The 25168-nt window shown below is 43.2% G+C and carries 22 protein-coding genes; 14 read left to right on the forward strand and 8 right to left on the reverse strand.

All coding sequences use genetic code 11. The features are described 5' to 3' along the window. Positions 1-154 precede the first annotated feature (154 nt). The 7 genes from BR06_RS0102730 to BR06_RS0102760 all read left to right on the forward strand — a co-directional run bounded on the left by BR06_RS0102730 (position 155) and on the right by BR06_RS0102760 (position 10068). Positions 155-772 (forward strand): D-sedoheptulose 7-phosphate isomerase, encoded by a 618-nt coding sequence (locus BR06_RS0102730; protein WP_031479878.1) that lies wholly within the window; start codon positions 155-157, stop codon positions 770-772. 30 nt (positions 773-802) lie between these two features. Continuing rightward, the gene (locus BR06_RS0102735; protein WP_031479880.1) at positions 803-1213 is read left to right on the forward strand and encodes a response regulator; all 411 of its coding nucleotides are present in this window, start codon (positions 803-805) and stop codon (positions 1211-1213) included. A 10-nt stretch (positions 1214-1223) separates the two neighbouring features. Further along, on the forward strand, positions 1224-1847 hold the full coding sequence (locus BR06_RS0102740; RefSeq protein WP_031479882.1) for a LysE family translocator: 624 nt from the start codon (positions 1224-1226) through the stop codon (positions 1845-1847). 251 nt (positions 1848-2098) lie between these two features. After that, on the forward strand, positions 2099-2380 hold the full coding sequence (locus BR06_RS0102745; protein WP_235727643.1) for a hypothetical protein: 282 nt from the start codon (positions 2099-2101) through the stop codon (positions 2378-2380). A gap of 144 nt (positions 2381-2524) precedes the next feature. Next, the gene (locus BR06_RS0102750) at positions 2525-4933 is read left to right on the forward strand and encodes a methyl-accepting chemotaxis protein (protein ID WP_031479886.1); all 2409 of its coding nucleotides are present in this window, start codon (positions 2525-2527) and stop codon (positions 4931-4933) included. A gap of 230 nt (positions 4934-5163) precedes the next feature. Continuing rightward, positions 5164-7428 carry a methyl-accepting chemotaxis protein gene (locus BR06_RS0102755; protein ID WP_051676869.1) on the forward strand — a complete coding sequence of 755 codons (2265 nt, stop codon included), beginning with the start codon at positions 5164-5166 and terminating at the stop codon, positions 7426-7428. 150 nt (positions 7429-7578) lie between these two features. Then, positions 7579-10068, forward strand: coding sequence for a plasma-membrane proton-efflux P-type ATPase (locus BR06_RS0102760; protein WP_051676870.1), 2490 nt, complete (start codon positions 7579-7581; stop codon positions 10066-10068). 76 nt (positions 10069-10144) lie between these two features. Here BR06_RS0102760 and BR06_RS0102765 read toward each other — a convergent pair whose 3' ends face one another. Then, positions 10145-10957 (reverse strand): metal ABC transporter permease, encoded by an 813-nt coding sequence (locus BR06_RS0102765; protein WP_031479892.1) that lies wholly within the window; start codon positions 10955-10957, stop codon positions 10145-10147. Then, positions 10950-11771, reverse strand: a complete 822-nt coding sequence (locus BR06_RS0102770; protein WP_031479894.1) for a metal ABC transporter ATP-binding protein — start codon at positions 11769-11771, stop codon at positions 10950-10952. The genes BR06_RS0102765 and BR06_RS0102770 overlap by 8 nt, the downstream gene beginning before the upstream one ends. Positions 11772-12000: 229 nt before the next feature. Between BR06_RS0102770 and BR06_RS0102775 the strand changes: the two genes are divergently transcribed. Continuing rightward, on the forward strand, positions 12001-13020 hold the full coding sequence (locus BR06_RS0102775) for a threonine aldolase family protein (protein WP_031479896.1): 1020 nt from the start codon (positions 12001-12003) through the stop codon (positions 13018-13020). A 119-nt stretch (positions 13021-13139) separates the two neighbouring features. Next, positions 13140-14387: an HD domain-containing phosphohydrolase gene (locus tag BR06_RS0102780; RefSeq protein ID WP_031479898.1), complete on the forward strand. Its 1248-nt coding sequence runs from the start codon at positions 13140-13142 to the stop codon at positions 14385-14387. A 257-nt stretch (positions 14388-14644) separates the two neighbouring features. Here BR06_RS0102780 and BR06_RS0102785 read toward each other — a convergent pair whose 3' ends face one another. Continuing rightward, entirely contained in the window at positions 14645-14998 is a 354-nt protein-coding gene (locus BR06_RS0102785) for a hypothetical protein (protein ID WP_031479900.1), read from the reverse strand. 128 nt (positions 14999-15126) lie between these two features. Between BR06_RS0102785 and BR06_RS0102790 the strand changes: the two genes are divergently transcribed. Next, positions 15127-16941, forward strand: a complete 1815-nt coding sequence (locus BR06_RS0102790) for an alpha-amylase family glycosyl hydrolase (RefSeq protein WP_031479902.1) — start codon at positions 15127-15129, stop codon at positions 16939-16941. A gap of 78 nt (positions 16942-17019) precedes the next feature. Next, positions 17020-18576, forward strand: a complete 1557-nt coding sequence (gene malQ / locus BR06_RS0102795) for a 4-alpha-glucanotransferase (RefSeq protein WP_268870781.1) — start codon at positions 17020-17022, stop codon at positions 18574-18576. 40 nt (positions 18577-18616) lie between these two features. Here malQ and BR06_RS0102800 read toward each other — a convergent pair whose 3' ends face one another. Next, positions 18617-19261 (reverse strand): class I SAM-dependent methyltransferase, encoded by a 645-nt coding sequence (locus tag BR06_RS0102800; RefSeq protein WP_031479906.1) that lies wholly within the window; start codon positions 19259-19261, stop codon positions 18617-18619. 157 nt (positions 19262-19418) lie between these two features. On the opposite strand from BR06_RS0102800, the gene BR06_RS0102805 reads away from it, so the two are divergent. Next, on the forward strand, positions 19419-19775 hold the full coding sequence (locus tag BR06_RS0102805) for a TraR/DksA family transcriptional regulator (protein WP_031479908.1): 357 nt from the start codon (positions 19419-19421) through the stop codon (positions 19773-19775). A gap of 66 nt (positions 19776-19841) precedes the next feature. On the opposite strand, the gene BR06_RS19120 is transcribed toward BR06_RS0102805, so the two are convergent. Then, on the reverse strand, positions 19842-20312 hold the full coding sequence (locus tag BR06_RS19120) for a pyridoxamine 5'-phosphate oxidase family protein (RefSeq protein ID WP_051676871.1): 471 nt from the start codon (positions 20310-20312) through the stop codon (positions 19842-19844). Between the two features lie 47 nt (positions 20313-20359). Here BR06_RS19120 and BR06_RS0102815 point away from each other — a divergent pair, with 47 nt between their 5' ends. Next, on the forward strand, positions 20360-21067 hold the full coding sequence (locus tag BR06_RS0102815; protein ID WP_031479912.1) for a TIGR04283 family arsenosugar biosynthesis glycosyltransferase: 708 nt from the start codon (positions 20360-20362) through the stop codon (positions 21065-21067). Continuing rightward, positions 21064-21714 carry a TIGR04282 family arsenosugar biosynthesis glycosyltransferase gene (locus BR06_RS19125; protein ID WP_051676872.1) on the forward strand — a complete coding sequence of 217 codons (651 nt, stop codon included), beginning with the start codon at positions 21064-21066 and terminating at the stop codon, positions 21712-21714. The genes BR06_RS0102815 and BR06_RS19125 overlap by 4 nt, the downstream gene beginning before the upstream one ends. Positions 21715-21778: 64 nt before the next feature. On the opposite strand, the gene BR06_RS0102825 is transcribed toward BR06_RS19125, so the two are convergent. From BR06_RS0102825 to jag, 3 genes are all read right to left on the reverse strand, one after another. Beyond that, entirely contained in the window at positions 21779-22045 is a 267-nt protein-coding gene (locus BR06_RS0102825; protein WP_031479916.1) for a hypothetical protein, read from the reverse strand. Position 22046: 1 nt separating this feature from the next. After that, positions 22047-23432, reverse strand: coding sequence for a tRNA uridine-5-carboxymethylaminomethyl(34) synthesis GTPase MnmE (gene mnmE / locus BR06_RS0102830; protein WP_031479918.1), 1386 nt, complete (start codon positions 23430-23432; stop codon positions 22047-22049). Between the two features lie 95 nt (positions 23433-23527). Then, on the reverse strand, positions 23528-25144 hold the full coding sequence (gene jag, locus BR06_RS0102835; RefSeq protein WP_031479920.1) for an RNA-binding cell elongation regulator Jag/EloR: 1617 nt from the start codon (positions 25142-25144) through the stop codon (positions 23528-23530). Positions 25145-25168 lie beyond the last annotated feature (24 nt).

Here is a 25168-nt window from a genome sequence, read left to right on the forward strand (position 1 = left end):
AACAATATTTTAGTTGGCAAAATCGCTTAGTTTGTTATTATGCTTAAGATCATCTCACATGGCGGGCTTAAACTGGACATATTGCCACAAGAGTTTATTTCCTATAAATGGAACTTCCATATTGTACAAAGTAAAACATTCATAAGGAAAATATATGTCACAGTCTGCCCTGCAAAAAGTACTCGACCACGCTCGCTCAGGACTTGAAGTCCGTGAAGCTTTTTTTGAGCAGGATGCTCAGCTTGTTGTTGAAATATCAAGAGCAATGGCTGTTCGTCTCGCGCAAGGTTCCAAAATCCTTTTTTGTGGAAATGGAGGCAGCGCTGCGGACTGCCAGCACTTAGCAGCGGAACTCGTGAACAGGTTCAAACTGGAGCGCCCACCGCTCCCCGGCATAGCACTGACCACCGACACTTCAATAATCACATCAATCGGAAACGATTATTCATTTGATATGATATTCGAAAAACAGGTTGCAGCCCTAGGTGCCCCCGGAGACGTTCTTGTCGGTATCAGCACATCAGGAACAAGCCCCAACGTCATCAATGCACTAAATGAAGCCAAGCGCAAACAAATGATTACCGTCGGCATGACTGGCTTCAGTTCAGGCGAAATGCTGCCCATCTGCAACCACATCATAAGTGTTCCAAGCAAAGACACAGCCATCGTGCAGGAAGTTCATATTGCAGTGGGCCACCTTTTCTGTGAACTCATTGACCATTTCCTGTTTGAGGCAGTTTCAGAACTTGAGCCATTTCTGGCCGCTGAATAAAAATATAGCAAACTCAAAAGAGCGCCATATATGAGAATCCTAGTAGTCGAAGATAACGATGCGTGCATGGTTTTTCTGCATGAAACGCTCACAAATATAGGTGGGGTAAGTCGCGTTGCCATCGACTCCGCTTCCACAGGCGAAGACGGGCTTCAAATGTACAAAACTGCTGAAAGTTCCGATACCCCTTACGAGCTCATCTTTATGGATATCATGTTGCCGGGCATTGATGGACTTCAAACTTTAGAAGAAATAAGAGCTTACGAGAGCAATTTACAGCTGACTGAAAGTCAAAAAGTAAAAGTCATTATGACCACAGCCCTTGATGATAGTACAAAAGCATCAAGAGCATTTTTCCAAGGTGGGGCCATTTCTTATATGACCAAGCCGATTACCCCTGGGAAAATCCTTGAAGAAATGAAAAAATTCGGATTCATGTAAGGAGCACCAAGTGGATGGACTTACTCTGGCATTTATTCCCATTGTTGCGATTCTGACTATCACACCAGGGGTAGACACAATGCTTGTAATCAACAATACACTCACTCGCTCAACTTCAGATGGACTCGGCTCAGTAGCAGGAGTTAATCTAGGGCTATTAGTACATGCAATGGCCTCTGCTCTGGGCCTTTCTATGATCCTCATGAACTCAGCTGCAGCCTTTGAATTAGTTAAACTGGCTGGTGCACTTTACATAATATATCTAGGCATACAATCCCTGAAAAGAAGTAGAGCCAAGTCCACAATATATCAGGCTGAACCCCTTAAAGCGAAACGAAAACTCACAGCATCAGTTAAAGAAGGTTTTTTGACCAATGTTCTTAACCCTAAAGTTGCGGTATTCTACCTAGCTTTGCTTCCTCAATTTATATCTCCGACAGAGAACATCATTGAAAAGTCTTTTATCCTGCTAATGATTCACATCACTATGGGTGTGTTGTGGCTCGGGTTTATTGCCATTGCTCTTGGGAAAATGCGCCATTTTATAACTGGAGATAAATTTCAAAAAAGACTGGAAGCAATTTCCGGAGTCGTATTCATAGCCCTAGGTATAAAAATGGCGATGTCAAAATAGCACATTACAATCAGACTATCGTTCTAAATTCTAGCTTACTTATTCATAATTCAAATATCATCTATACCCTTGCGAACCCCACTTACGAATGGTATTAACTTAAGATGAAGCTCTATTATACATCGCAACCCTATTCTTTAAAGAATAAAATAATATATTCAATAGCGATTGCTGTATTTTGTTCTCTTTTTTTTATTCCTTACCAAGAAATCAGGATAGAAAGAATCAGAGCTTTCGGAGAAAATAAAGTTGTGGGCACAGTAATTGAGAAATTTGACCGAAAAATAAGTAAGGAACTGTCATCAAGGTACTTACCTGGAACACAACTGATATTATACCGATTTACAGACCCACTGGGCCAGGCGAGGGAGCAGGTTGCAAGCGTAAGCATAAACAAGTGGGAGTCACTCTCTCCCGGTGACAACATTGTTGTATATTATGCAAAGTCAGCTCCGAGGATTTCGCGGATAAAAGGAGAAGAAGAAAGTTCAACAGTCACGATACTAGCAAAATTCTCTAGGCCCGAAATATAACGTTTACTCTCTTTGAAAATGGAATTCCCTGTATTAAGTATTCTAAGCATGAAGTTTTTTTAGTAATTAATTACCGAATATTAGACAAGATTTGAAATTTTCAGAACGGATTAAAGTTCATAAACTTTTGCTCAGGAGCAGTACATGTTTAAGAAGTTGTCATTTCAAGCAAAATTGATGTTAGGGTCCGTAGCTATTGTTATGGTAACTATCATCTCAATGACTACGGTTAATCTATTAGAAGTTAAAAGCGAATTGAAGAATCTAGGTGAAACTTCAATGGAGTCTATTGCTGAAAGCGTCCTGTCCCTAATGGAAATGCAAAATGAAATTGTTCTGGATAAAGTTAAATCTGACATCGACATCTTAGATAAGCGAATTTTTTCGATGGGATTTCCTAAGCTAAACAAAAATACCCCCGTCCAAGTGAGCATCACAAACCAGATTACTAAGCAAAGTGAAAATGTCACTATTCCAAAGCTTGAATTTGGAGGCATAGGCATCAATAATTCTTTTGATTTAGTTGATGATCTGCAAAAAGCCATCGGCGGAACGGCTACAGTGTTCCAGGTATTACCCGGCAAGCTACTCAGGGTTTCCACCAATGTACTAAAAACGAACGGAAAACGCGCGACGGGAACATACATTCCCTCTAGCAGTGGTGTGTATAAGTCTGTCATGTCTGGCAAAACCTACTACGGCACAGCTTACGTTGTTAATGCATGGTACATCACAGCATACAAGCCGCTAACTGACTTAAAAGGTAACATTGTAAGTGTCATCTTTGTTGGGCGAAAAATTTTAACTCCTGCATTCGAAAAGTCTGTAAACGCAGCAAATGTAGGAGGAAAAGGCTATGCAACTATCTTTAACCAAAAAGGTGATGTGCTCCTTCACCCAACAATTAAAGGTAAGTCACTCAAAGACCTTTCACTTTGGGACACGTTTAAGAACACTACCCACGGGTTAGTTGAATATAATTTCAAAGGTAAAGACAAGGTAGCATACATTGCCCAATTTGCTCCGTGGAAATGGTCATTCGCCTTCACTATGAATGAATCTGAAATGAGCCATGGTGTTGATAAAAAGATATTCATGACGAACATGATTATTGCTGTTGTAGCTTTGGCAATATCAATTTTTGTCTTGATGCTTCTTATCAGGTTCACCACAAAACCATTGAAAAATCTTTCAATATTCACAGCAAAAGTATCCGAAGGCGATTATGATTCAGACCTAGAGTATGATGTTGATGATGTTATCGGACAGACCATTACCTCAGTTAAAGCAATGGTCTTTGAGTTAAAAAATAAGCTTGGATTTTCAGGCGGACTCCTGAATGGGCTGACTCTACCTTGTGTCGTTGTTGATTTAGACGAAAGGATCACTTTCATTAATCAACGCATGCTTGATCAGTTCGGTTTCTCCGGATCATGTGAAAGATATATTGGTAAGCCTGTTAGCAATATCATGAAAAACCCCGAGATAACTTCATCAATCGAAAATTGTATCAGTAAGGATCAGAGTCTCTCTGACATTGAAATATCAGTAACAACCCCGAAAGGTAATACTTTCTACGTTGTAATGGACACAGCTCCTCTCCACGATCTTGATCAAGACCTCATCGGTGCATTTTTGATTATGAACGATGTAACAACTATCAAAGAAAATGAGCAGGCCATTCAAGCTCAGAGTGATAAGGTTTCGCAGACTGCCAGCGAAGCAGACGATATCTCAGACCAATTATCTTCCGCTGCTGACGAACTAGCTGCACAAGTTGAAGAGTCCCGTAGAGGAGCTGAAACACAGCAGGAAAGAGCCAGTGAAACGGCTACAGCAATGGAGGAGATGAACTCAACAGTTCTCGAAGTGGCTCGTAATGCCAGCGAAGCTTCTGAAAATGCGAAGGAAACCAAAGACAAAGCTCTCGAAGGACAAAACTTAGTCGAACAAGTTGTTGTCTCCATCAAATCTCTTGAAACTAACTCTGAAGAGTTACGAGTGAGCATGGAACAGCTTGGCGGGCAAACTGTATCCATCGGAGCGGTTATGAATGTCATCACCGACATTGCAGACCAAACTAACCTGCTGGCCCTTAACGCCGCGATTGAAGCCGCCAGAGCTGGTGAAGCCGGGCGTGGATTTGCTGTTGTTGCTGACGAAGTCCGCAAGCTGGCAGAAAAGACAATGGATGCAACCAAGCAAGTAGGGGAAGCAATTGCTTCTATACAAAACAGCACAAGGACAAACATCACAGCAACGGATAAAGCTGTTGAGGCCATTGTTGAGTCTACTGACCTCGTTGCCAAATCGGGGAAAGCACTGGATGAGATTGTGCAAATGGTAGAAACTTCAGCTGATCAGATACATGGTATCGCAACAGCAGCAGAACAGCAGTCTGCCACCAGCGAAGAGATCAACAGAGCCACTGAAGAGATAAACCAGATCTCAGCAGAATCTGCGCAGGCAACAGAGCAATCAGCAGAAGCTATTGAGGAAGTTGCAAATCTTGCTTCCCAAATTAAGACTTTGATCAGAAACATGCAGTCTTAATTTAAATATGTAGAAACAACCAAAGGCAGACTCTCAAACGGAGTCTGCCTTTTTTTATGCGCAGTAATCGTTAAAAAATTTAATATCAATGCTACAAACCCCAAAAAAAGAATTAATCGTGACTTTAATATTTAAATACAATATAATAATATAAATTTACTAATTTTATAATCTAAAAGAACACAAGCTATCACCACATAATAAAGTTGCAAAAATAACCGGAGGCCTCCTTGAAAAAGATATCACCATTTCAATCTGTAGCAGTCAGGATTACAATCCTAATTGTTGCAGCTTTATTAATTGAAGGGGTATTTGTTTCATCTTTTTTCAATTACAATCTTAACAATTTCATTGATAAACGCTCCGGTGAGTACCGCAAAGAAATTGAAGACGAAGAAAAAAGCAAACTTCAGGACTCTGTAGGTTTAGCATACAGTGTCATTCAATCATACTATGACAGGTCGCAAGACATTGAAGGATTGAAAAAACAAGAATTAGACTCTCTCAAACAAATCATCGACACTGTCGCCTCACAGGCAGAAATAACATACAAAAAATTCAATGGAATTCTGCCTGACGAGGTTGTTCAAGAAAGAATTAAAGCAATAGTCGATGGAGCAAAGTACGGTGATAATAATTATTTGTGGATTCATGACACAACCAACAAAATAATTACACATCCCAAAACATCACTTGTTGGAAAAGATTTAACAAACCTCCAAGACTCCCAAGGAACATACTTATTCCGAGAAATGACAGAGGTCACAACAAGCCAAGGTGCAGGAACTGTATCTTATTTGTGGCCTCGGCCGGGAGAGACTGAACCTAAATTAAAGATATCATATGTGAAAATACTACCAGAACTAGGTTGGATTATCGGAACAGGATCTTGGGTTGAAGATGTTACAGCTCAAATGCAAAAAGAAGCTCTTGCTCAAATTGCCAAGATGAGACTCGGAACAGAAAAATATTTCTGGATCAACGATTCCGGTCCGAACATGATTATGCACCCCATCAAGCCAGCTTTGAATGGCAAAGACATCTCTCAAGTTAAGGACACTAAGGGCAAAAATTTATTTGTGGAAATGGTTGAAACTGTCCAAAAAAACGATGGTTCAGGATTTGTCTCATACTGGTGGAGCAAACCCGGCGCAGAGAAAGATTCTCCCAAACTGTCTTATGTTAAGCTCTTCAAGCCATGGGGATGGATTATCGGCATGGGGGTCTATGTCGACAATATTGAAACCACAGTTGCTAAGCAGAAAAATGAATTCGATGCGACTATCCACAGCATCGAACTTAATTCAGCTATGTCAACAGCTCTGTTCATCATTCTTGCGACTCTGATCTGTATTTACACTATACGTAAAGGGCTTAATAAGCCTCTAAACAGCCTTGTGGACTTTTCAAGTAAGATTGCATCAGGAGACTTGAACTTATCTCTTACCGGCAAATTTTCAGGAGAAATGTCCGTTCTGAAAGACTCTCTTGAACAAATGATTGTGAGCCTTAAAGAAAAGATTAGTGAAGCAAACATACTGAGTGAAAAAAGCCGAGAGGAAACGACAAAGGCCCAAAATGCAACAGCCGAGGCACACGAAGCTAAGGCCGAAGCAGAAAAAGCCAAGGCCGAAGGAATGCTTGAAGCCGCAGATATGCTCGAAGGGTTAGTTAATGATCTTTCATCTGCATCTGAAGAGCTTTCAGCTCAAGTTGAAGAAGTTTCTCGGGGAACCGATATCCAACAGGAACGCATCTCAGAAACGGCTGTTGCTATGGAAGAGATGAATGCAACGGTTCTTGAGGTTGCGCGAAATGCAGCGGAAGCGGCAGAAAGTGCAGACCAAACAAGACAAAACGCAGAAGCGGGATCAGCTATTGTAGATAATTCAGTTGAATCAATTTTAGCTGTAAACTCTCACTCTGAGACTCTTAAATCAAATATGGACGAACTCGGTAGCCAAGCCAAGGCTATTGGAACAGTCATGAATGTCATCACCGACATCGCAGACCAAACAAACCTACTTGCCCTTAACGCCGCAATTGAAGCCGCCAGGGCCGGAGAAGCAGGACGTGGGTTCGCGGTTGTTGCAGATGAGGTGCGCAAGTTGGCGGAGAAGACCATGGATGCGACAAAGGAAGTCGGACAGGCAATCAGCAACATTCAGGGTGGTACTACCAAGAATATAGAATCCGTTGAAAGTGCTGTTGTCGCGGTAAACAAGGCTACTGAATTTGCAAACGCTTCTAAAACGTCACTAGCTGAAATACTCACTCTGGTCCTTTCCACTTCCGATCAGGTTCGGTCAATAGCAACCGCATCTGAAGAGCAGTCAAATACCAGTGAAGATATCAATCGGGCAGTGGACGACATCAAAATTGTTTCCTCGGAAACAGCCGAAGGCATGCTGCAGGCGAATCAGGCCATTGGTGAGCTCGCCAGACTTGCATCTGACCTCAAGCACCTGATTGAGACGCTTAGAGCGCACGACTAGCAATAACCTGCTCCAACAAAACAAAATATTATAAACCCGATCTTCACTCGAAGGTCGGGTTTTTTTTATCTAAGATTGTATCAGCCTTCGCTCCGTGCTATAGATCCTATAACTATCAATTTGCATAGATTAAAAATAGCGGGGAAAAGCATGGGTAGACACGAAACAGTGCAAGATATTCATAAGATTTTTGCAGACTTAAAATGTGGACCTGAAGGACTAACTTCACCGGAAATCCGTCTTCGCCTCGATAAATACGGGCAGAATGCTTTAAAGACTGAGACTGTCAGTCCACTTAAAAAACTACTCAGTTATTTCTGGGGGCCAATACCTTGGATGATTGAAGCGGCTGCCCTGCTCTCGCTTATAGTACAGGACTGGGTGGATTTTTCCATCATCCTTGTTCTACTTATTTTCAATGCAGGTATAGGTTTCTGGGAAGAAGCGAAAGCGTCCAACGCCCTTGATGCCCTTAAAAATCAAATGGCCTTAAAAGCAAGAGTCCTGCGCGATGGCAAATGGAATGAAGTAGACGCTACGAACCTTGTACCGGGTGACCTTGTTCGTATTCGTCTAGGTGATGTTATACCCGCAGACGTTGTCTTAACCGAAGGCGAATATCTGAGCGTTGACCAGTCTGCTCTTACGGGGGAATCTCTGCCGGTCAATAAAAAAGCAGGAAATGAGGCTTTTTCAGGTTCAGTTGCTAAACAAGGAGAAATGGAAGCAGTCGTAACAGCAACCGGAGAAAATACATTTTTCGGGCGCACCGCAAAACTGGTGGAGAGCGCAGGCACAGCATCTCACTTTCAAAAAGCTGTAATGAAAGTTGGGGATTTCCTGATTTTCATCGCCATCGGACTTGCAATGATCCTTGTGGTCACCGAACTTTTACGAGGCGAACCGCTGATCAAACTCATCCAATTTGTTCTGATTTTAGTGGTAGCATCCATTCCTGTTGCAATGCCCGCAGTTCTATCAGTAACCATGGCTCTTGGCGCCCTTTCTCTTTCCAAGAAAAAAGCTATCGTATCCAAACTTCAAGCCATTGAAGAAATGGCTGGCATCGATATTTTATGTTCAGACAAAACTGGAACCCTGACCAAGAACCAACTGGATCTAGGTGAACCGATTGTTTTCGGAGCCCCTGACAAAAATAACCTTATCCTAATGGCAGGACTGGCCTCAAAAACGGATAATGGCGACGCAATTGACCTCGCCGTACTAAAAGGTATTACAGATAAATCAGAACTCAGCGGGTATGAACAAACATCATTCTCACCATTTGACCCAATCCGTAAAAGAACAGAAGGAACCATCACCAAGGGTGACGAAAAATTCATAGTAACCAAAGGAGCACCGCAAGTTGTCCTAGATCTCGCAAATGTAACCGGTGCTGAACGCGAGAAAGCTAACTCTTCAATAAATAATTTTGCATCCAAAGGATTCCGGGCCCTTGGAGTCGCGAAAAGTTATGATGGGAAACAATGGGAATTCCTTGGAATATTATCTCTGTTTGACCCACCTCGCGACGATTCAAAGATCACAATTATTCAGGCTGGAGAGCACGGTATACAAGTAAAAATGGTTACTGGAGATGACACAGCCATCGGACGCGAAACCGCCGGCCAATTAGGTATGGGAACAAATATGTTCCCAGTATCAGACTTAATTGGCGAAGATGCAGACCCCTCACATCTAACGGACAGTCAAGTTGACATGATTGAAAATGCCGACGGCTTTGCGCGAGTTTTCCCAGAACATAAATACGCAATAGTAAAAGCCTTGCAGGAACGCGGGCATATCGTAGCCATGACAGGTGACGGAGTTAACGATGCACCTGCCCTTAAACAAGCGGATGCTGGTATTGCTGTCTCCGGGGCAACGGATGCAGCCCGCGCGGCCGCAGACCTGATTCTCACAGAGCCGGGCTTGTCGGTCATAATTAAAGCAGTGGAAGAAGCCCGCCGGATATTTGAGCGCATGATGAGTTACACAATTTACCGCATAGCTATGACCATTGATATTATGGCTTTTGTAGTTCTTGCTATGCTCGTCTTTGACTTCTATCCGCTCACAGCTGTCATGATCATTATGCTTGCACTTCTTGATGACATTCCAATTATGACCATCGCCTACGATAACACATGGCTTGATCCGAAGCCTGTTCGCTGGCAAATGGGCCGCGTGCTCAGTATTTCCAGTCTACTCGGCTTCCTTGCTGTAATCGAAACATTCGGGATGCTTTGGATCGGACGTGATATCCTGCATTATCCGGTGGAACAACTTCAGACAATGCTCTTCCTGCAATTGGTCGCAGGCGGTCATTTGATGCTATTTGTCACCCGCACAAAAAAAGCTTTCTGGAGATCTCCACATCCTGCTCCCAAGCTATTCTGGGCAATTACAGGCACCCAGATTTTTGCGGCAGTAATCTGCGGCATGGGCTGGCTGGTTCCAGCTATTCCGTGGATGCATATATTGTGGGTCTGGCTATACAATTTAATTTGGATGGTCGTTCAGGATGTATTTAAACTAGCTGCCTACAGAGTAATGGACGGCAAATCCGTACATGCTCAAAACTTCCTACGCGTCGCAAATGAGCCTATATTCAGCAGGTTCACCAGACATAAGAAATAAATTAAAAGCCGCGTTTCCATTTAACTGGGAACGCGGCTTTTATTTGTAAGAATATTTTTTTCAGGAATTAATTCTATTAAGAAGGTCGCCCTTTAAGCTTATTTACCAAAAGGGAAACCGCAAATCCCGCCACGCTGACAGCTATAATAGTCGCTCCGGATGATATATCCAGCTCATACGACAGAAGCAAACCTGACACGCAAAAAATCATACTGAATATGATGGAAAGAAACATCATTGCATGGAGTGATGAGGTTCTGCTCTCCGCGATTTGTGGAGGAATGGTTAACAGGGCGATGACTAGAATAAGACCAACCACACGAATAACCATCACCACACTAAGCGCAATCAAAGCCAACATTACAAAATAAAGAAAAGTAACAGGAACACCTCTAGCCCGGGCAAACTCCTCATCAAATGACATGGCCCAAAGCCCCTTGTAGCAAACGAAAACTACTAAAAGCACAACCGCTGCCAAGATGGACATCAGCACCAAATCAGAATTGGGAGTGGCAAGAATACCTCCGAAAAGGTAGCTCATGAGGTCTACATTGTAGCCGGGGGTAATATCGAGAAGAATAATACCGAGGGCCATCCCCCCTGCCCACATGACTCCTATAAATGTATCAGCTCGCTCCTTTGCATGCATGGTGACAAGAGCCATGAGAAGAGCAGCACACAAGGCAAAAGCCGCAGTGACAGGAAGCATAGGGAGACCTAAAAAAAATGCCAGCCCAACTCCGCCATAGGAAGCGTGAGCAATACCACCCGCCAGAAGCACTACCCTGTTAACAACAACAAGTGCGCCGATAACTCCACAGATGATAGATGCCAGCAATCCAGCAATAAGGGCATTCTGCATGAATTCGTAACTAAGTGACTCAATCATTCCAGTCTCCTTCAACTACATCCTCACCCGGATGATGCTCAAGAACTCTGTGCGGCAGTTCTCCATGCGTAATAAGCTCAATAGGACATGATCCGCGCTCATTCTCCCCATATGCTTCATCAAGAAACTCGCGAGTGATTACAGGCCGATCATGAAGATGAACCTTCCTATTCACGCAGGCAACGGACTTAACGCCTTGACCTAGAACGGAAATATCATGACTGACCATGACAACTGTCATCTCTTGATTTAACTCTTGAAGCAGGCAATATAAACTGCTTTTTCCGGCCTGATCAATGCTTGCTGTAGGCTCATCAAGTAGAAGTATTTCCGGTTCATCAACTATGGCCCGAGCAATAAAGACTCGCTGCTTTTGACCGCCGGAAAGGTCCGAGACCCTCCTATCAATATATTTAAGCATACCCACACGCGTAAGCGCTTTTTCCACTGCAGCTGAAGAATTATGCCCGAACTTTATACCGAAAACGCCACTTAATCCGGGCGAGACTTTACCCATAAGGACGGCGTCACGCACAGTAATCGGGAAGCTCTCTGATACAGAAGTATACTGAGGCATATAACCGATCTGCCCACCATGCTTGCCGGGTGGAAGACCTAGAATTTCCACCGAACCTTGTTGAGGTATAAGCAACCCCAGAAGAAGCTTGAGCAACGTAGTTTTACCTCCGCCATTAGGCCCAAGCACCGCAAGATAGTCTCCTTTCAGTATATCAAAACTAACGTCGTCAATGACTGTGTGAGGGCCATAGCCGAAGCTGACACCTGAAAAACTAATAGCCTTTTCAGAACTCATTATGGGGAATTACCTCCAGCAGACTATTTACGAAGTACTTACTATTAAACAAAAAGTTAAAAATTATCATCGCATATATCTATAAAGTATTCAATTTAATTACTGAAATACAGGAAGCGCGAAACTCTTCTTACCACTTTTCTGCTAAGCACGCTTGACACGATTATACTAATAATTACTTAGCAACTGTTCCTACTACTTATACACCTTTTTTTTGGAGATCTATATAATGCGCTCATTCGCCAGTGATAACTATGCAGGAGTTCACCCTGTTATAATGGAAGCAATCGTCAACGCCAACAATGATCACATGACTTCATACGGTGATGATCCTGTTTCGGAAGAGGCTGTAGAGCTATTCAAAGAACATTTCGGAAAAGATGTAAAAGTATTTTTCATGGCAACAGGAACCGCCACCAACACGCTTATCTTGAAACACATCACAAATAGCTGGTCCAGTGTAATATGCACCGATACCGCGCATATTACAGTTGATGAATGTGGTTCTACCGAAGCCATTGCAGGAGTCAAGCTCGTGCACGCAGACACAGTTGACGGCAAACTCAGCCTTAGCTCAATAAAACCTCTTCTGTCAGGTAGAAAAGATGTCCACCAAAGTCAGCCTTCGGTCATTTCCATAACCCAAAACACCGAACTGGGTACTCTCTATACTGTGGAAGAAATCAAAGAGATCTGCGACTACGCGCATAGTAAAGGCTTGTGGGTTCACATGGACGGAGCAAGACTTGCCAACGCGGCAGTAGCCCTAGGTGTAAGTTTTAAAGAAATGACAACCGATTGCGGTGTTGATGTCTTATCCTTTGGCGGAACCAAAAACGGTTGCATGTGCGCAGAAGCAGCTGTTTTCATAAACTCTGAACTAGGCAAAAACTTCGACTTTATCCGGAAACAAGGTATGCAGCTTATTTCTAAAATGCGTTATATGGGTGCACAATTCAAAGCCCTACTCAGTAACGGGTTATGGATTAAAAACGCTACCAAAGCGAATGACCTAGCTTCTATCCTCGAACAAAAAGTACGGAAAATAAAGGACGTAACAATCACCCGCCCGGTTCAGGCAAACGCTGTTTTTGCCATCATACCCCAAGAATTCATTGAACCATTACAAGCGCAATTCCCCTTTTACGTATGGGATGAAGCAACAGGTGAAGTCCGCTGGATGACCTCATGGTCTACTACTGAAGAAGATATCAATAACTTTGTTCAGGCTTTAAAAAAGCTCATCTAAAAAACAAAACCTTATAAAATATATTATTTTCCGAAAAAAAACTTGCGTTCCTGATAAATTATCTCTAGTTTTTTAACAGCTTACCTTAAATATCAAATTGAGAATAACTTGGAGACTTTTTGTCCAGTGAAATAAACGTCACTCTTATACAGCTAATTAAATCACTATCCATCGGAATGGATATGATATCAACAGCTGTGACAAACCATCATATGCGAGTTGGATATTTATCTGCGCGCATAGCTCACAAATTGAACTTCTCTGCGGAAATCCAGAGAGACTTGCTTGTGGCGGGTTTAATTCACGATGCAGGAGCTCTATCGCTCAAGAGCAGATTAGATGCGCTCCAGTTTGAAGCTGATGGAATTGTTCACTCACTCGCAGGCTATAAGCTTGTGCAGCCATACCCCAAGCTTAAGATGGTGGCTAATTACATACTTTATCATCACACATCTTTTACTGAGATTTCTGAATCTACTCAAAGAATTCCAGCTGAAAGTAATATCCTGAACTTAGCCGACCGGGTTGATGTTTTAATTAAACGGGACCAGCCGTTGGCGCCCCAAATAGAGAACATTCTGAGTGCCATAAAAAAACATTCTGGAAAACTTTTTAATCCCGAATATGTAAATGCATTCAATGAGCTTACAACTGAGCCTGAATTCATAAAACAAACAGAAAACCCTATTGATTATTTGTATACACTCGCGCCTGAAAAGCTTGAAAATGAAATTCTTCTACACAAAGAATTGCTACAATATACTAAGCTTTTTTCTCAGATAATTGACTTTAGAAGCCGCTTTACCGCAACCCACTCTCGCGGGGTAGCGTCCACAGCAGCAGCTCTGGCAAAACTAATGAACTTTTCCGAGCTAGATCAAGATCTCATGATGATTGCTGGAAACCTGCATGATTTAGGAAAACTTGCAGTACCAGATCACATTATCGAAAAACCGGGACCTCTTGACGACTCTGAATGGAAAGTGATGAAAGAACACCCTGGACATTGCGAGCGAATTCTAGCAGACATTCCAGCTCTTGAAAAAGTTTCAAACTGGGCTTGCAACCACCATGAAAGAATTGACGGAAAAGGTTATCCCTTACAAATATCTGGAAAACAACTTTCAGAGGGATGCCAGATTATGGCTATCGCTGACATTTTTACAGCTATCACTGAAGACAGACCATATCGCAAGGGAATGTCTTTTGAACAAGCTCAGGATGTACTCATGGACCTCGCTGACTCAGCTCTAGATAGTGAAATAATTGACACTGTGATTAGAAACTTTGACCACCTTAACGAAATCAGAATCGAAGCGCAGAAAGCCGCTGAAAAAGAATTTTTCTGCTTCCACAGCACCGAGTAACGAAGCTTTACTCCGAGTCTGCTTTTATCCTCTCAGAAAAAACCAACACCTTCCACCGATTTATCCAATTACGATTTTTTAGTTGCCTCACGACAAACAGTTAAAGCGCAAACATTACCCATGATTACGGAAATAATAAATAAGTCTGACAACCTTTTAGGTCAACTAAAATAGATAAGCCTATACTGGCGCACAAAATAAACGGGACACACAGTCCCGTTTATTCTATTTTTACTTGCTAATTGGTACAAAAATAACTATTGAATAGTCCCTAGATCAGTTTTCATATGCCAATGATCGCTAGGAATAGGAATACAGAAACTGCGTGTGGCAACATCAGCGCAAAGAATCAGCCCTTTTGAATCTTGATCCCAGAAAACGCGGTCTATAAAAAAGGCTACTGCCTGCGAATCTGTAAGTTTATCTGGACGGCTTCCCGGTAGAAATCTTTCCATCACTGCTGATGCTGCCTTTCTCAAGGTAGAAACTGCGATTGTAGAAATGGCTACATCCTGGAAGTCCAGTTCGTGGAGTACAGATTCGTCGCCAGCCATAACCTGAGCGATCTGTACCCGTTCCTCAGCGGTGTTAGACTTAATGAAGTTGTTCATGGGCTGCCTCCTGATGGTGTTACGAGATGCGAGTACTCATTAACATGCAAAAGACGATCCGAAACAAATCTGTCTTTATTTTAACCCGAACTAATTTCGAAAACAAATAAATTTCTGTGAGAGCAAGTATGAAAAAAGAACAATTTGGCGCACATGTTGATAAAAACGGAAATTGCACGTTCAGACTATTTGCTCCACTCATAAAAAACGCTGTAATAACGCTTAATAATGACCCGAACAGCAATTTTATCCTTGATCGCCAGGAAAACGGTTTTCACGAGATTAAGCTCGCTAACCTTGCTCCAGATTTATATTATTCATACACACTTGATGGTTCAAAAAATATTCCTGATCCAGCTTCAGCATGGCAACCGGGTGGCCTTAATTCTTCCTCTGCAATTGTTAATCATCATAATTTTGACTGGGAAGGCGACAATTTTTCCGGCCTTCCTGTTAGAGATATGGTTATATACGAAGCACACGTTGGGACATTCAGTGATGAAGGAACTTTTGCAGGGCTTACGTCTAAACTTGATCACCTTGCAGAGCTTGGCATCAACACTTTAGAGCTTATGCCAGTCTCCCAATTATCGGGAACCAGAGGATGGGGGGACGATACTGTTTTCCCATACGCGGTTCATAGCAACTATGGTACGCCAGACGATCTCAAGGCTTTAATTAAAGATTGCCACAAACGATCAATAGCCATCATTATAGATGTGGCATTTTGCCAACACTGCTTTGTTGATGATATAATTGAAGCTTATAAACCTTTCTTCAGCGATTCGCACAACACAGATTGGGGGAAGGCTCTTAATTTTGACGAGAAATACAGCGACGAAGTTAGAAAGTTCTACATTAACTGCGCCCTGTCTTGGCTTAATGACTACCATGCAGATGGAATCCGCATCACAAATAGCCACTTGATTAATGATCAACGTCCCGTACATTTTCTCGAAGAACTATCATCGGAAATTAGAAAATTTGAGCAAGATAACGATAGAACATGTGTCCTGCTTGTAGATAATAAACACAATTCGCCGCGTCCGGTAATGCCTACGTCTAAAGGAGGCTTCGGAGTCGACGCTCTATGGAATGATGACTTCCACCACGCTATGCATTGCCGCTTAACCGGTGATTCCGCAGGGGTATTCTGTGACTATACTTCACCTGAAAAGTTGTTAGCTACCATGCAACATGGCTTCGCTTTCAGAGGACAAATTTCCAAATTCCATAAAAGAGTCCATGGCGGAAATAAACACGAACTGCCTGGATCTAAATATATAGTATATTCGCAAAGCCATACTCAAACCACTACATCTAATGGCGTGCACAGAGAAATTATGGAAAATGGACATGAAGGCGCCAAACTTTGCGCCGGAATGACGATACTTTCCCCCTACACGCCGATGCTTTTCATGGGCGAAGAATATGGAGAAACGGCTCCTTTTCATTATTTTTCAGATAGCAGCAAATTCCAGTTCCCAGAATCAATCAACAATTCTGCTCCGCCAGAAAGAGAGTCCACTTTTACGAAAAGCCGTCTTAATTGGAACAAACTAAGTTCCGACCAAGGTCAGCTGATGTTTAATTTCTACAAAAAACTATTACAACTGAGGCGTGACAACCCGACATTAAACGAGCCTTGTCACAGCAGATGTCAGGTACAGGAAATTAAGCCAGGTTTAATTCTCATAATTCGTAACCCTTCCGCATGCGACCAAAAGTACGTGGCAATTGTTTACAATTTCAACAGAGTCGCAACTGGGGATCATATTGCAAGCTACTTACCTGATGGTCCATGGACAATGGAACTGGACAGCGCATCAAGAGCGTATGGAGGCTACGGCCCGCCATTGCAAAAGATAATGCCTAAAAATAGTGCTGTTGAATTATCTCCGCTATCCTTCGCATTATATATTCATAGTCCGCTGTCTCTTTGATCAGGATACGGTTTTCCACTAGCTCCGCGGACTAAGTAGCTGGACATATACCCCCATGTTCTGAGATATGGTTAAGGTATAGTTACTGATGCTTGGACAGATAAGCATCAAAAGGAGCTCTCTATGAAACGGTCCAGCGGAATACTTTTACATTTTACGTCACTGCCCTCCAGATTCGGAGTTGGAGATCTTGGGCCTGCGGCATATGAATTTGCTGATTTTTTAGCTGAAGCAGGACAAAGATTCTGGCAGGTTTTGCCTATCACTCCGACTTCGAGCGAACTTTGTAATTCACCTTACTCCGGATTTTCTGCGTTCGCAGCGACCCCTTTGCTTATCAGCCCTGAGCTAATGGTTGACTATGGTCTTTTAAAATCGCATGAAATAGAAAAATTCATACTTCCGGACTCAAATAAAGCGGACTTCGATGCAGCTGCACAAGCGAAAGAAACTCTTTTGCGAACAGCATTCTCCCGCGTAGCAAATGACTTATTAAATGACCCAGTCTTTTCTAAATTCATATGGGACAATATACACTGGGTTAATGATTTTGCCCTTTTCACAGCACTCAAACAGCATTTCAACGGCGACAACTGGACCAAGTGGCCTGAAGAGATCCGTGATCGAGCGGAAGACGGAATGAAATATTGGGGAGAATTTCTCGCGCGCGAAATCTTATTTGTTAAATTTTGTCAGTGGATTTTCTTCCGTCAGTGGGGGCAGCTGCGAGATCATTTAACTGAAATCGGGGTTGAACTAATAGGTGATATACCGATCTATGTAACGCACGACAGTTCTGATGTCTGGGCAAACCGCGACATTTTCAAACTTGATGAAAACGGAAAGTCACTCGTAGTGGCAGGCGTTCCGCCAGACTATTTCAGCAAGACAGGACAGCTTTGGGGAAACCCCGTCTTTAACTGGGACGTGCTTGAGCAAGACGAATTCGGATGGTGGATTAGCAGGCTTAAACATAATCTTGGTCTATATCACTGGGCAAGGCTCGATCATTTCAGAGGATTTTCCGCATACTGGGAAGTCCCAGCTGATGCAGAATCAGCAATAGACGGTTACTGGGTCCCAGCTCCGGGACACAAATTATTTGAAAAACTTTCCTGCGAAAAGGGATGCCTGCGAATTATTGCCGAAGACCTTGGACACATAACGCCTGATGTTGCTCACCTTAGAGACCGGTTTCAACTGCCGGGTATGAGCATTTTGCAATTTTCATTTGGCAACGACATTGGAGTTTGCGGTGACGCTCTACACAACCACAGACGTAATTCTGTCGTCTACACAGGAACTCACGACAACAATACGAATCGTGGCTGGTTTAATATTGACGCAGATGATGTCAGCCGCAAAAATATGCTGGCATATCTCGGCCACAACTGGATGGATGAATCAAAGGTATCGTGGGAATTGATCAGAATTTTGATGTCTAGTGTAGGATGCCTGTGCATCATTCAAGCACAGGATATACTTAATTTAGGCGGGGAAGCCCGTATGAATGTCCCCGGAGAAGCAGATGGCAACTGGGGCTGGAAACTTATGCCCGGTCAGCTGACAAGACTCCTTAGGGAGCGTCTGGGAGAAATGACCGAGCTATTCGGCCGCACCAGCCGGATAGATTAACAAACACGATTCAGCCCTCATATAAGAAACCATATGGGGGCTATTTCTTTCCTATGTAGTAAAATCCATTGGCGCGATTCCCGTTCATGGTCGTATATACAACCTTCTTGAACTCAACAGCTGTAAATATGCTTAGCAATTCTTTAGTACGTTCATCAGAAAAATGACGCAAAATCCCTCCCCCTTCTAATTCAAAAACACCATACGTCCCATGCTTCTTCTGAAAATGATCATACCTTTCGACATTACGATCATCTGTGTTCAGCAAAAAATCATTAATATAAATGATGCCGCCTGGTTTAAGAACTCTGTATATTTCGCTCATCACTGAATTCTGATCTTTATCTTCGGGAATACATGTAAGCACAGCAACCAAAAGAGCAGCATCAATCGATGAATCCTCAAAAGGGATTATTCCAAGATTCATTGGAAGAACATCTAAAGGCCTGCCTTCATCAGCGACTCTGCGCCTCAAAGCCGCAGAAGGCTCAACTCCTTTCACGTCCGTAAAGCCAGCATCAAGAAGCTCGGTCATTACGCGCCCGTACCCACATCCAACATCAAGAAGCTTCGCTCCGGCTGAGACATGCTTCTTTAATTCATCCATCTGAACAGGTGTCGAAAAGTTTTTTAACGATCCTTTCTCTTCCCAATACTTTGCATACTGATCTGACTCTGATTTCATTATTCTTCTCATTTAATAGTAGTTAATTCATTAAAGTGGAGTCGCAAAATTGTAAACAGACTGTCACCACACTGAGATTCTTTAAAAATAGGCCATGTCTATAATCCCTACAGTCCAAAAAACAATAAATGATTGTAAACATCGCATGGAGTGAATCATGAATACGACTCAAAGAACTCTCATTAAAAATCACCTCAAACAAAAACTTGCAGAACTTATCCAACGTACTGAAAGCCGAGATACAGTTGTTGAAACCTGTGCTGATGACAATGAATATGCTTCTCGCATTAGTGAGCAAAAAATCAACCTTGCTCTTCATATGCGCGAAAGAAGCCTCATCCATGAAACAGAGGAAACTCTAGGCCGCGTCGATCATTATAACTTTGGCGTATGTAGCGAATGCGAAAAAACAATAGGTATCCCAAGAATCAAAGCTCACCCGACTACACATCTATGCGTATCCTGTCAGGAGCTCTTAGAAGAGGAAGAAGGACAACTCGCATGGGTTGGCTAAGTACCGACTTAAATAACGGACAGAGGATAACCACGTAATCTTACCGCTACGGAGAGAGGCGCTTGATCAATCCCTTCCGACAATGCGGGCGGTAGCGCTTGTGATCATAATTTCGATCACTTCTACGGCCTTAGCGGAAACAGGATCGATATCACATTGCTTACTGTTAAAATGCTCCATCACGATGTTTAAGGCACCGACCTTTTCTAGATCTTCAAGGACTCTAGGAACTCCAGTCCCAACTACGGAACGGAATGAACAGCCCCACTTGCACGGCTTGTCGTCGGGCACAACAGCATATGTAGCAATCACGCTGAAACCTATTTCCTCTCCCGAAGCCAGCGCTAAAATTTTACGCCCAACCTTGGAAGAATGTATGTATATCGCGCCATTGTTATAACCATAGTTAACCGGCACGCTGTATAATCCGTCTGCATCTTTTAGTGCAAGATGGATAACATCACCTTCGCTCAAAACTTCAGCGACAACATCCTCATCATCGCTAAAACCTTTCCGAAGTTTTAATTCCTGACTCATAAACACTCCCCCTTTATTCTAGAAGACAAACAGTATAAACAAAGCGAATGTCTACCAAAGCAACACTATCAATTATCATTCCCGTGTTCAATGAACAATTGCTAATAAATACTTGCATTAATAGTATCAAAGCAAATCTCGGTAGCGATCACGAAATCATCGTTGTAGACGGATCACCAGACAGTTCTACAATTGCCAGCATCAATGATAAAAGCATTATATGCGTCTCAAGCTCGGCAGGCCGCGCCATACAAATGAATACAGGAGCAATGATTGCCACGGGCGACATACTAGTATTTCTTCATGCGGATACAACTTTTCCGCCAAACTCAGCTAGTCTAATTCGTGAAGCTTTAACTCCGCCCGAAGTAGTCGCTGGGGCCTTCAAACTCAGCTTCGATGACAAATCATTTTTAAGTAAACTGATTGCGTACATGGCAAACATACGGACAGCTTTGGAACGAGTGCCTTATGGAGATCAAGCTCCATTCATTGATAAGGATACATTCATTACCATTGGAGGCTTTCCTCTTATCCCTATAATGGAAGATGTCGAGTTGTTTCAGGATATAAAGAAAAGAAAACTAAAAATTATTTTGCTTCAGGAGACTGTAACAACTTCTGCAAGACGATTTAAGCAAACAGGAATGATTTGTGGTTTTTTGCGAAACTGGTTACTCCGCATACTTCATACATTTGGAGTAAGTCCAATTAATTTAAAGAAAATGTATAAAAATCATGGTGATCGACGGTGAAACAGGCATTGCTTTTCTTTGTAAAATTTCCAATAGCAGGCTGCGTAAAATCACGCCTTGGCGACGATATAGGATATGAACTGGCAGCTCGTTATTATTCTGCTTTCGTATTAGATTTATTAGCTAGAATCGATCGTCATGAGATTGAAACTTACATCTTTTTCGATCCAAATCACTCTGTAGATATTTATGAAAGGTGGCTTGGAAATCGCAAAATGATTCCCCAGCATGGAAAGGATCTTGGCGAGCGTATGTTTAATGCTTTCGAGGATGCTTTTAAGCTTGGGTACGACAGTTGCGTACTTATAGGAAGTGACTTGCCCGACCTTACAGCGCAGGAAATTAATCGTGGAATGGATAGTTTACGGGAACATCCTGCCTGCGTTGGCCCCGCAAAAGACGGTGGATATTTTTTGATTGGATTTCAGAAAGAAGCTCTAACTAAAGTTCCATTCACAAACATGGAATGGAGCACCCCGAAAGTTTTCACTGAAACAATCACAAAGATCAAATCAGTTGGACTTGAAGGGTTTATCCTACAAGAACACGCAGATATTGATACAGCGCAAGATCTAGTTCAGCTTATGAAACACAAAGATATTCAAACGGAGTGTCCACACACCTTAGCAGTATCTATAAAAGAATAAGCTCACTCGAATAACTAAACAGCTAAGAACGAAAGGAATAGCTGCTACATGAACTTATTTTTAATTAATAATTTACTATATTAAGACTTTCTAAGCTGCTTGGTTTTCTACGGTAAAATCTTAAGATATCAAATCCTAGGTCGGTAATAATTTCGATATTCCATGCTCCACCGGAACCAAACCCGCTCATAATTTCTTCGCGAATACCCGTTCTGATATGAAAATCAACTACTCGGGCTGAAGTAGCATCAAGCTGGGCGACAATACCGGGAACAAGCCCGCAAGTAACAGCTCTCATATCAACAATTTTATTTTTTGTTTCTTTTGTCATTTTATTTTCCAACACAGAATTTACTGAAGATTGAATCAAGAATTTCTTGAGGAGTAATCTCACCTGTTATTTCTGATAGAGCTGAGCACGCTGTCTCAAGTCTAACACCTAGCAAATCATATGGAATGGTCAGATCAATATCTTGAATGAGACCATCCAGTTCAGAAAGAGCCTTTTTAAGAGTCGCGGCCTGACGAGAGTTAGGTACAAGCTCATCAGGATCAGGTTCACCGGCCCCTGCTAAAATATGCTCACGAATGGATGAAGCAAGTTCGTCGATACCTTGTCCCTTTTTCGCGGAAATTTCAATGACCTCATAACCAGCCGTTGCCATAATATATGAAGGGGACGGGGTGGATTGCGGAAGATCAGTTTTGTTTATAACCGCAATGCATTTGCCGCTTTCGGCAGAAAATTCGGGATCAATTTCGGCAAGGTCAAAATCATTTGACCCGTCAATAATTAAAAGTACGAGATCCGCCTGCTGAGCAAGTTCGCGGCCCATATCAAGACCGGCCTGTTCAACCTTATCGCTTGTTTCGCGAAGTCCGGCAGTATCTACAACCCGTACCTGCAAGCCGTCTAGGTTCAATGTTTCTTCAATGAAATCTCTTGTGGTTCCGGGGATATCAGTAACAATTGCACGATTACGACCTAAAAGAGCATTCAGAAGACTAGACTTACCCGCATTAACTTTACCGGATAAAACGGCCAGACCGCCCTCTCTCCAGGCGCGCGTTCTTTCTACTCCAGATAAAATTTCAGAAATATTTTTTACAGCGTCAGTGACTTCAGTTTTCATTTCATCGAGAGGTAGACATTCCAGTTCATCTTCAGGAAAATCAACCGCCACACATAAATGTGCGCGAAGCACTTCAAGCCTGAGACGAAGTTCTTCTATACGCTTACCAAGTACGCCGGACAACTTAACTCTTGCCAGCTGCGCAGCACCTTTTGAAGGAGCGTGAATCATTTCCGCAACAGCTTCCGCCTGAGTCAAGTCCATTTTACCATTAAGAAAAGCCCTGAGAGTAAATTCTCCAGGGCGGGCAAGAGTAGCCCCGCGGGATAATATTTCTCCAAGAACCGCTGCCAGAATTGCCCTGCCGCCATGACAATTAAATTCAACAGTATCTTCCCCGGTATAAGAACCCGGACCGGGCATAAAAACTGCCAGTACATCATCCAGTTCAACGGAATCAGCATCAAGCAAAGTACCGTAATGCATGGTATATGGCTTGAATCCTGAGAAGGAATCCTTCGCAGACTTAAACATGGAGTCCGCTATGGATAAAGCCTCATCACCGCAGACACGGATGATCCCAACTCCGCCATCACCAGGTGGCGTGGCAATCGCAGCAATTGTTCCGGAAGAACTGAGTGACATAAAATTTCTCCATTAACAGATTAAAAAATTAACCCCGCAGACATGGTCCACGGGGTTAATTAAAAGGTCTGTATTCACCGCGTGTAAACTAAGGTCTAATAGCGGTTGTAACGATCATCGCCGTAGCTTCCGACGTTACCAGTGTTACCGTTTTTATCACTGTTACCATTGCGGTCGTTGTTTTGGCCCGGTGCGCGATTGCCAAAGTTCTCATCACGTGGTGCACGATTACCAAAGTTTTCGTCACGTGGTGCACGGTTTCCGACATTCTCGCGAGGATCACGGTTACCGAAGTTTTCATTACGGCCACGAGGAGGTGCACTATTTTCAGTGCGGCCACGAGGTGGCGCGCTGTTTTCAGTACGGCCGCGAGGAGGCGCGCTGTTTTCAGTACGACCGCGAGGAGGTGCACTGTTTTCAGTGCGGCCACGAGGAGGTGCACTGTTCTCAGTACGACCGCGAGGAGCATAACCTTCTGTACGTCCACGGCTTCCATAGCTGTCAGTGCGACCGCGAGGTGCTCCGCCAGGTCCGCGTGGTGCTCCGCGCTCAGGCCCGCGTGTGTTATCACGTTCTGGACGAGGTGCTCCAGTACGTTCAGGTCCACGAGGTGCTCCGCGCTCAGAACTGCGACTATCATAACGCTCGGAAGACTGAGGCTTATAACCTTCTGGTCTTTCTGGACGCTCTGAACCACGTCCGCCAGCATTGCGGCTGCGACGAGGTAAAATCAATACGCGCTTCATAGGGCCATCGCCCTTGCTGCGGGTATTAACGTGTTTATCTTCCTGCAAAGCCATATGAACGACTCTGCGGTGATAAGAACTGAGAGGTTTTGTGCTCTGCACCCTTCCAGTATGCATTGCTTTATCTGCAAGATGCCATGCGAGCTGACGAAGTTTTTCGTCCTGACGTTCGCGATAGTCACCTGTATCAATCTGTACACGGACAGAAGTCTGAAGTTTTTTGGAAACCATCCTGTTGCAGAGATACTGCAAAGAGGAAAGAGTCTGTCCTTCACGACCAATAATAAGGCCTGAATTCTCTTCATCATCAACGAGAACGTTGACTCTGTCTTCGCCCACTTCTATTTTAAGATTCGGAGCTTGCTGAACAATTGGCTCTATCATTTTTTCTAGAGCTTCACGGACAGCGGCTTCAATATCTTTAGGATCAGCTTCCATTATGCTGCGGCGTTCTCTGAACCCTTCAGCAGGAGCGGAATCCACTTGTCCTTCTTCTCTATCAGCAGAAGGAGAACTTACAGCTGGTGCTGCAGCTTCTTCTCTAACAGCAACAGTAGCATCTTCTTTGACAGCAGGAGACACGGCTTCTGGTCGCGGAGCTATTGCTGATTCTTCTTTAACTGCGGGAGTTTCGCGAGAAACTCTTTCCGGAGCTGGCTCAGACCTTGTTTCGACTGGACGTTCTACTGGTCTTTCAACGGACCTTTCAACCGGTCTTTCGACTGGACGCTCTACAGGTCTTTCAACTGGTCTTTCAGATCTATTGTTAAGTAATGGCCTTCCCTCCCCACCTCTGGGGCGAGCCTTTACTTTCGCATTCTTCTTACCAACTAATCCAAACACCCCGGTTGAACCACCGCTGAGTATTTCAATTTCAAGCTTATCGCGATTTAAATTAAAGTGATCACAGGCATTATTAATAGCCTCGTCCAGATTTTTACCCTGGAATTCTTTGAATTCGCTCATTCTTTCTCCTAGTAGTATTCTTCA

The sequence above is a fragment of the Maridesulfovibrio frigidus DSM 17176 genome (genome assembly GCF_000711735.1).
Classification (GTDB): domain Bacteria; phylum Desulfobacterota; class Desulfovibrionia; order Desulfovibrionales; family Desulfovibrionaceae; genus Maridesulfovibrio; species Maridesulfovibrio frigidus.

Bases quoted from the DNA above. Each gene is read 5' to 3' on its own strand.
- BR06_RS0102730 (WP_031479878.1), top strand. From the start codon at position 155: ATGTCACAGTCTGCCCTGCAAAAAGTACTCGACCACGCTCGCTCAGGA.
- BR06_RS0102735 (WP_031479880.1), top strand. From the start codon at position 803: ATGAGAATCCTAGTAGTCGAAGATAACGATGCGTGCATGGTTTTTCTG.
- BR06_RS0102750 (WP_031479886.1), top strand. From the start codon at position 2,525: ATGTTTAAGAAGTTGTCATTTCAAGCAAAATTGATGTTAGGGTCCGTA.
- BR06_RS0102760 (WP_051676870.1), top strand. From the start codon at position 7,579: ATGGGTAGACACGAAACAGTGCAAGATATTCATAAGATTTTTGCAGAC.
- BR06_RS0102765 (WP_031479892.1), bottom strand. From the start codon at position 10,957: ATGATTGAGTCACTTAGTTACGAATTCATGCAGAATGCCCTTATTGCT.
- BR06_RS0102770 (WP_031479894.1), bottom strand. From the start codon at position 11,771: ATGAGTTCTGAAAAGGCTATTAGTTTTTCAGGTGTCAGCTTCGGCTAT.
- BR06_RS0102775 (WP_031479896.1), top strand. From the start codon at position 12,001: ATGCGCTCATTCGCCAGTGATAACTATGCAGGAGTTCACCCTGTTATA.
- BR06_RS0102785 (WP_031479900.1), bottom strand. From the start codon at position 14,998: ATGAACAACTTCATTAAGTCTAACACCGCTGAGGAACGGGTACAGATC.
- BR06_RS0102790 (WP_031479902.1), top strand. From the start codon at position 15,127: ATGAAAAAAGAACAATTTGGCGCACATGTTGATAAAAACGGAAATTGC.
- BR06_RS0102800 (WP_031479906.1), bottom strand. From the start codon at position 19,261: ATGAAATCAGAGTCAGATCAGTATGCAAAGTATTGGGAAGAGAAAGGA.
- BR06_RS0102805 (WP_031479908.1), top strand. From the start codon at position 19,419: ATGAATACGACTCAAAGAACTCTCATTAAAAATCACCTCAAACAAAAA.
- BR06_RS19120 (WP_051676871.1), bottom strand. From the start codon at position 20,312: ATGAGTCAGGAATTAAAACTTCGGAAAGGTTTTAGCGATGATGAGGAT.
- BR06_RS0102815 (WP_031479912.1), top strand. From the start codon at position 20,360: ATGTCTACCAAAGCAACACTATCAATTATCATTCCCGTGTTCAATGAA.
- BR06_RS0102825 (WP_031479916.1), bottom strand. From the start codon at position 22,045: ATGACAAAAGAAACAAAAAATAAAATTGTTGATATGAGAGCTGTTACT.
- mnmE (WP_031479918.1), bottom strand. From the start codon at position 23,432: ATGTCACTCAGTTCTTCCGGAACAATTGCTGCGATTGCCACGCCACCT.
- jag (WP_031479920.1), bottom strand. From the start codon at position 25,144: ATGAGCGAATTCAAAGAATTCCAGGGTAAAAATCTGGACGAGGCTATT.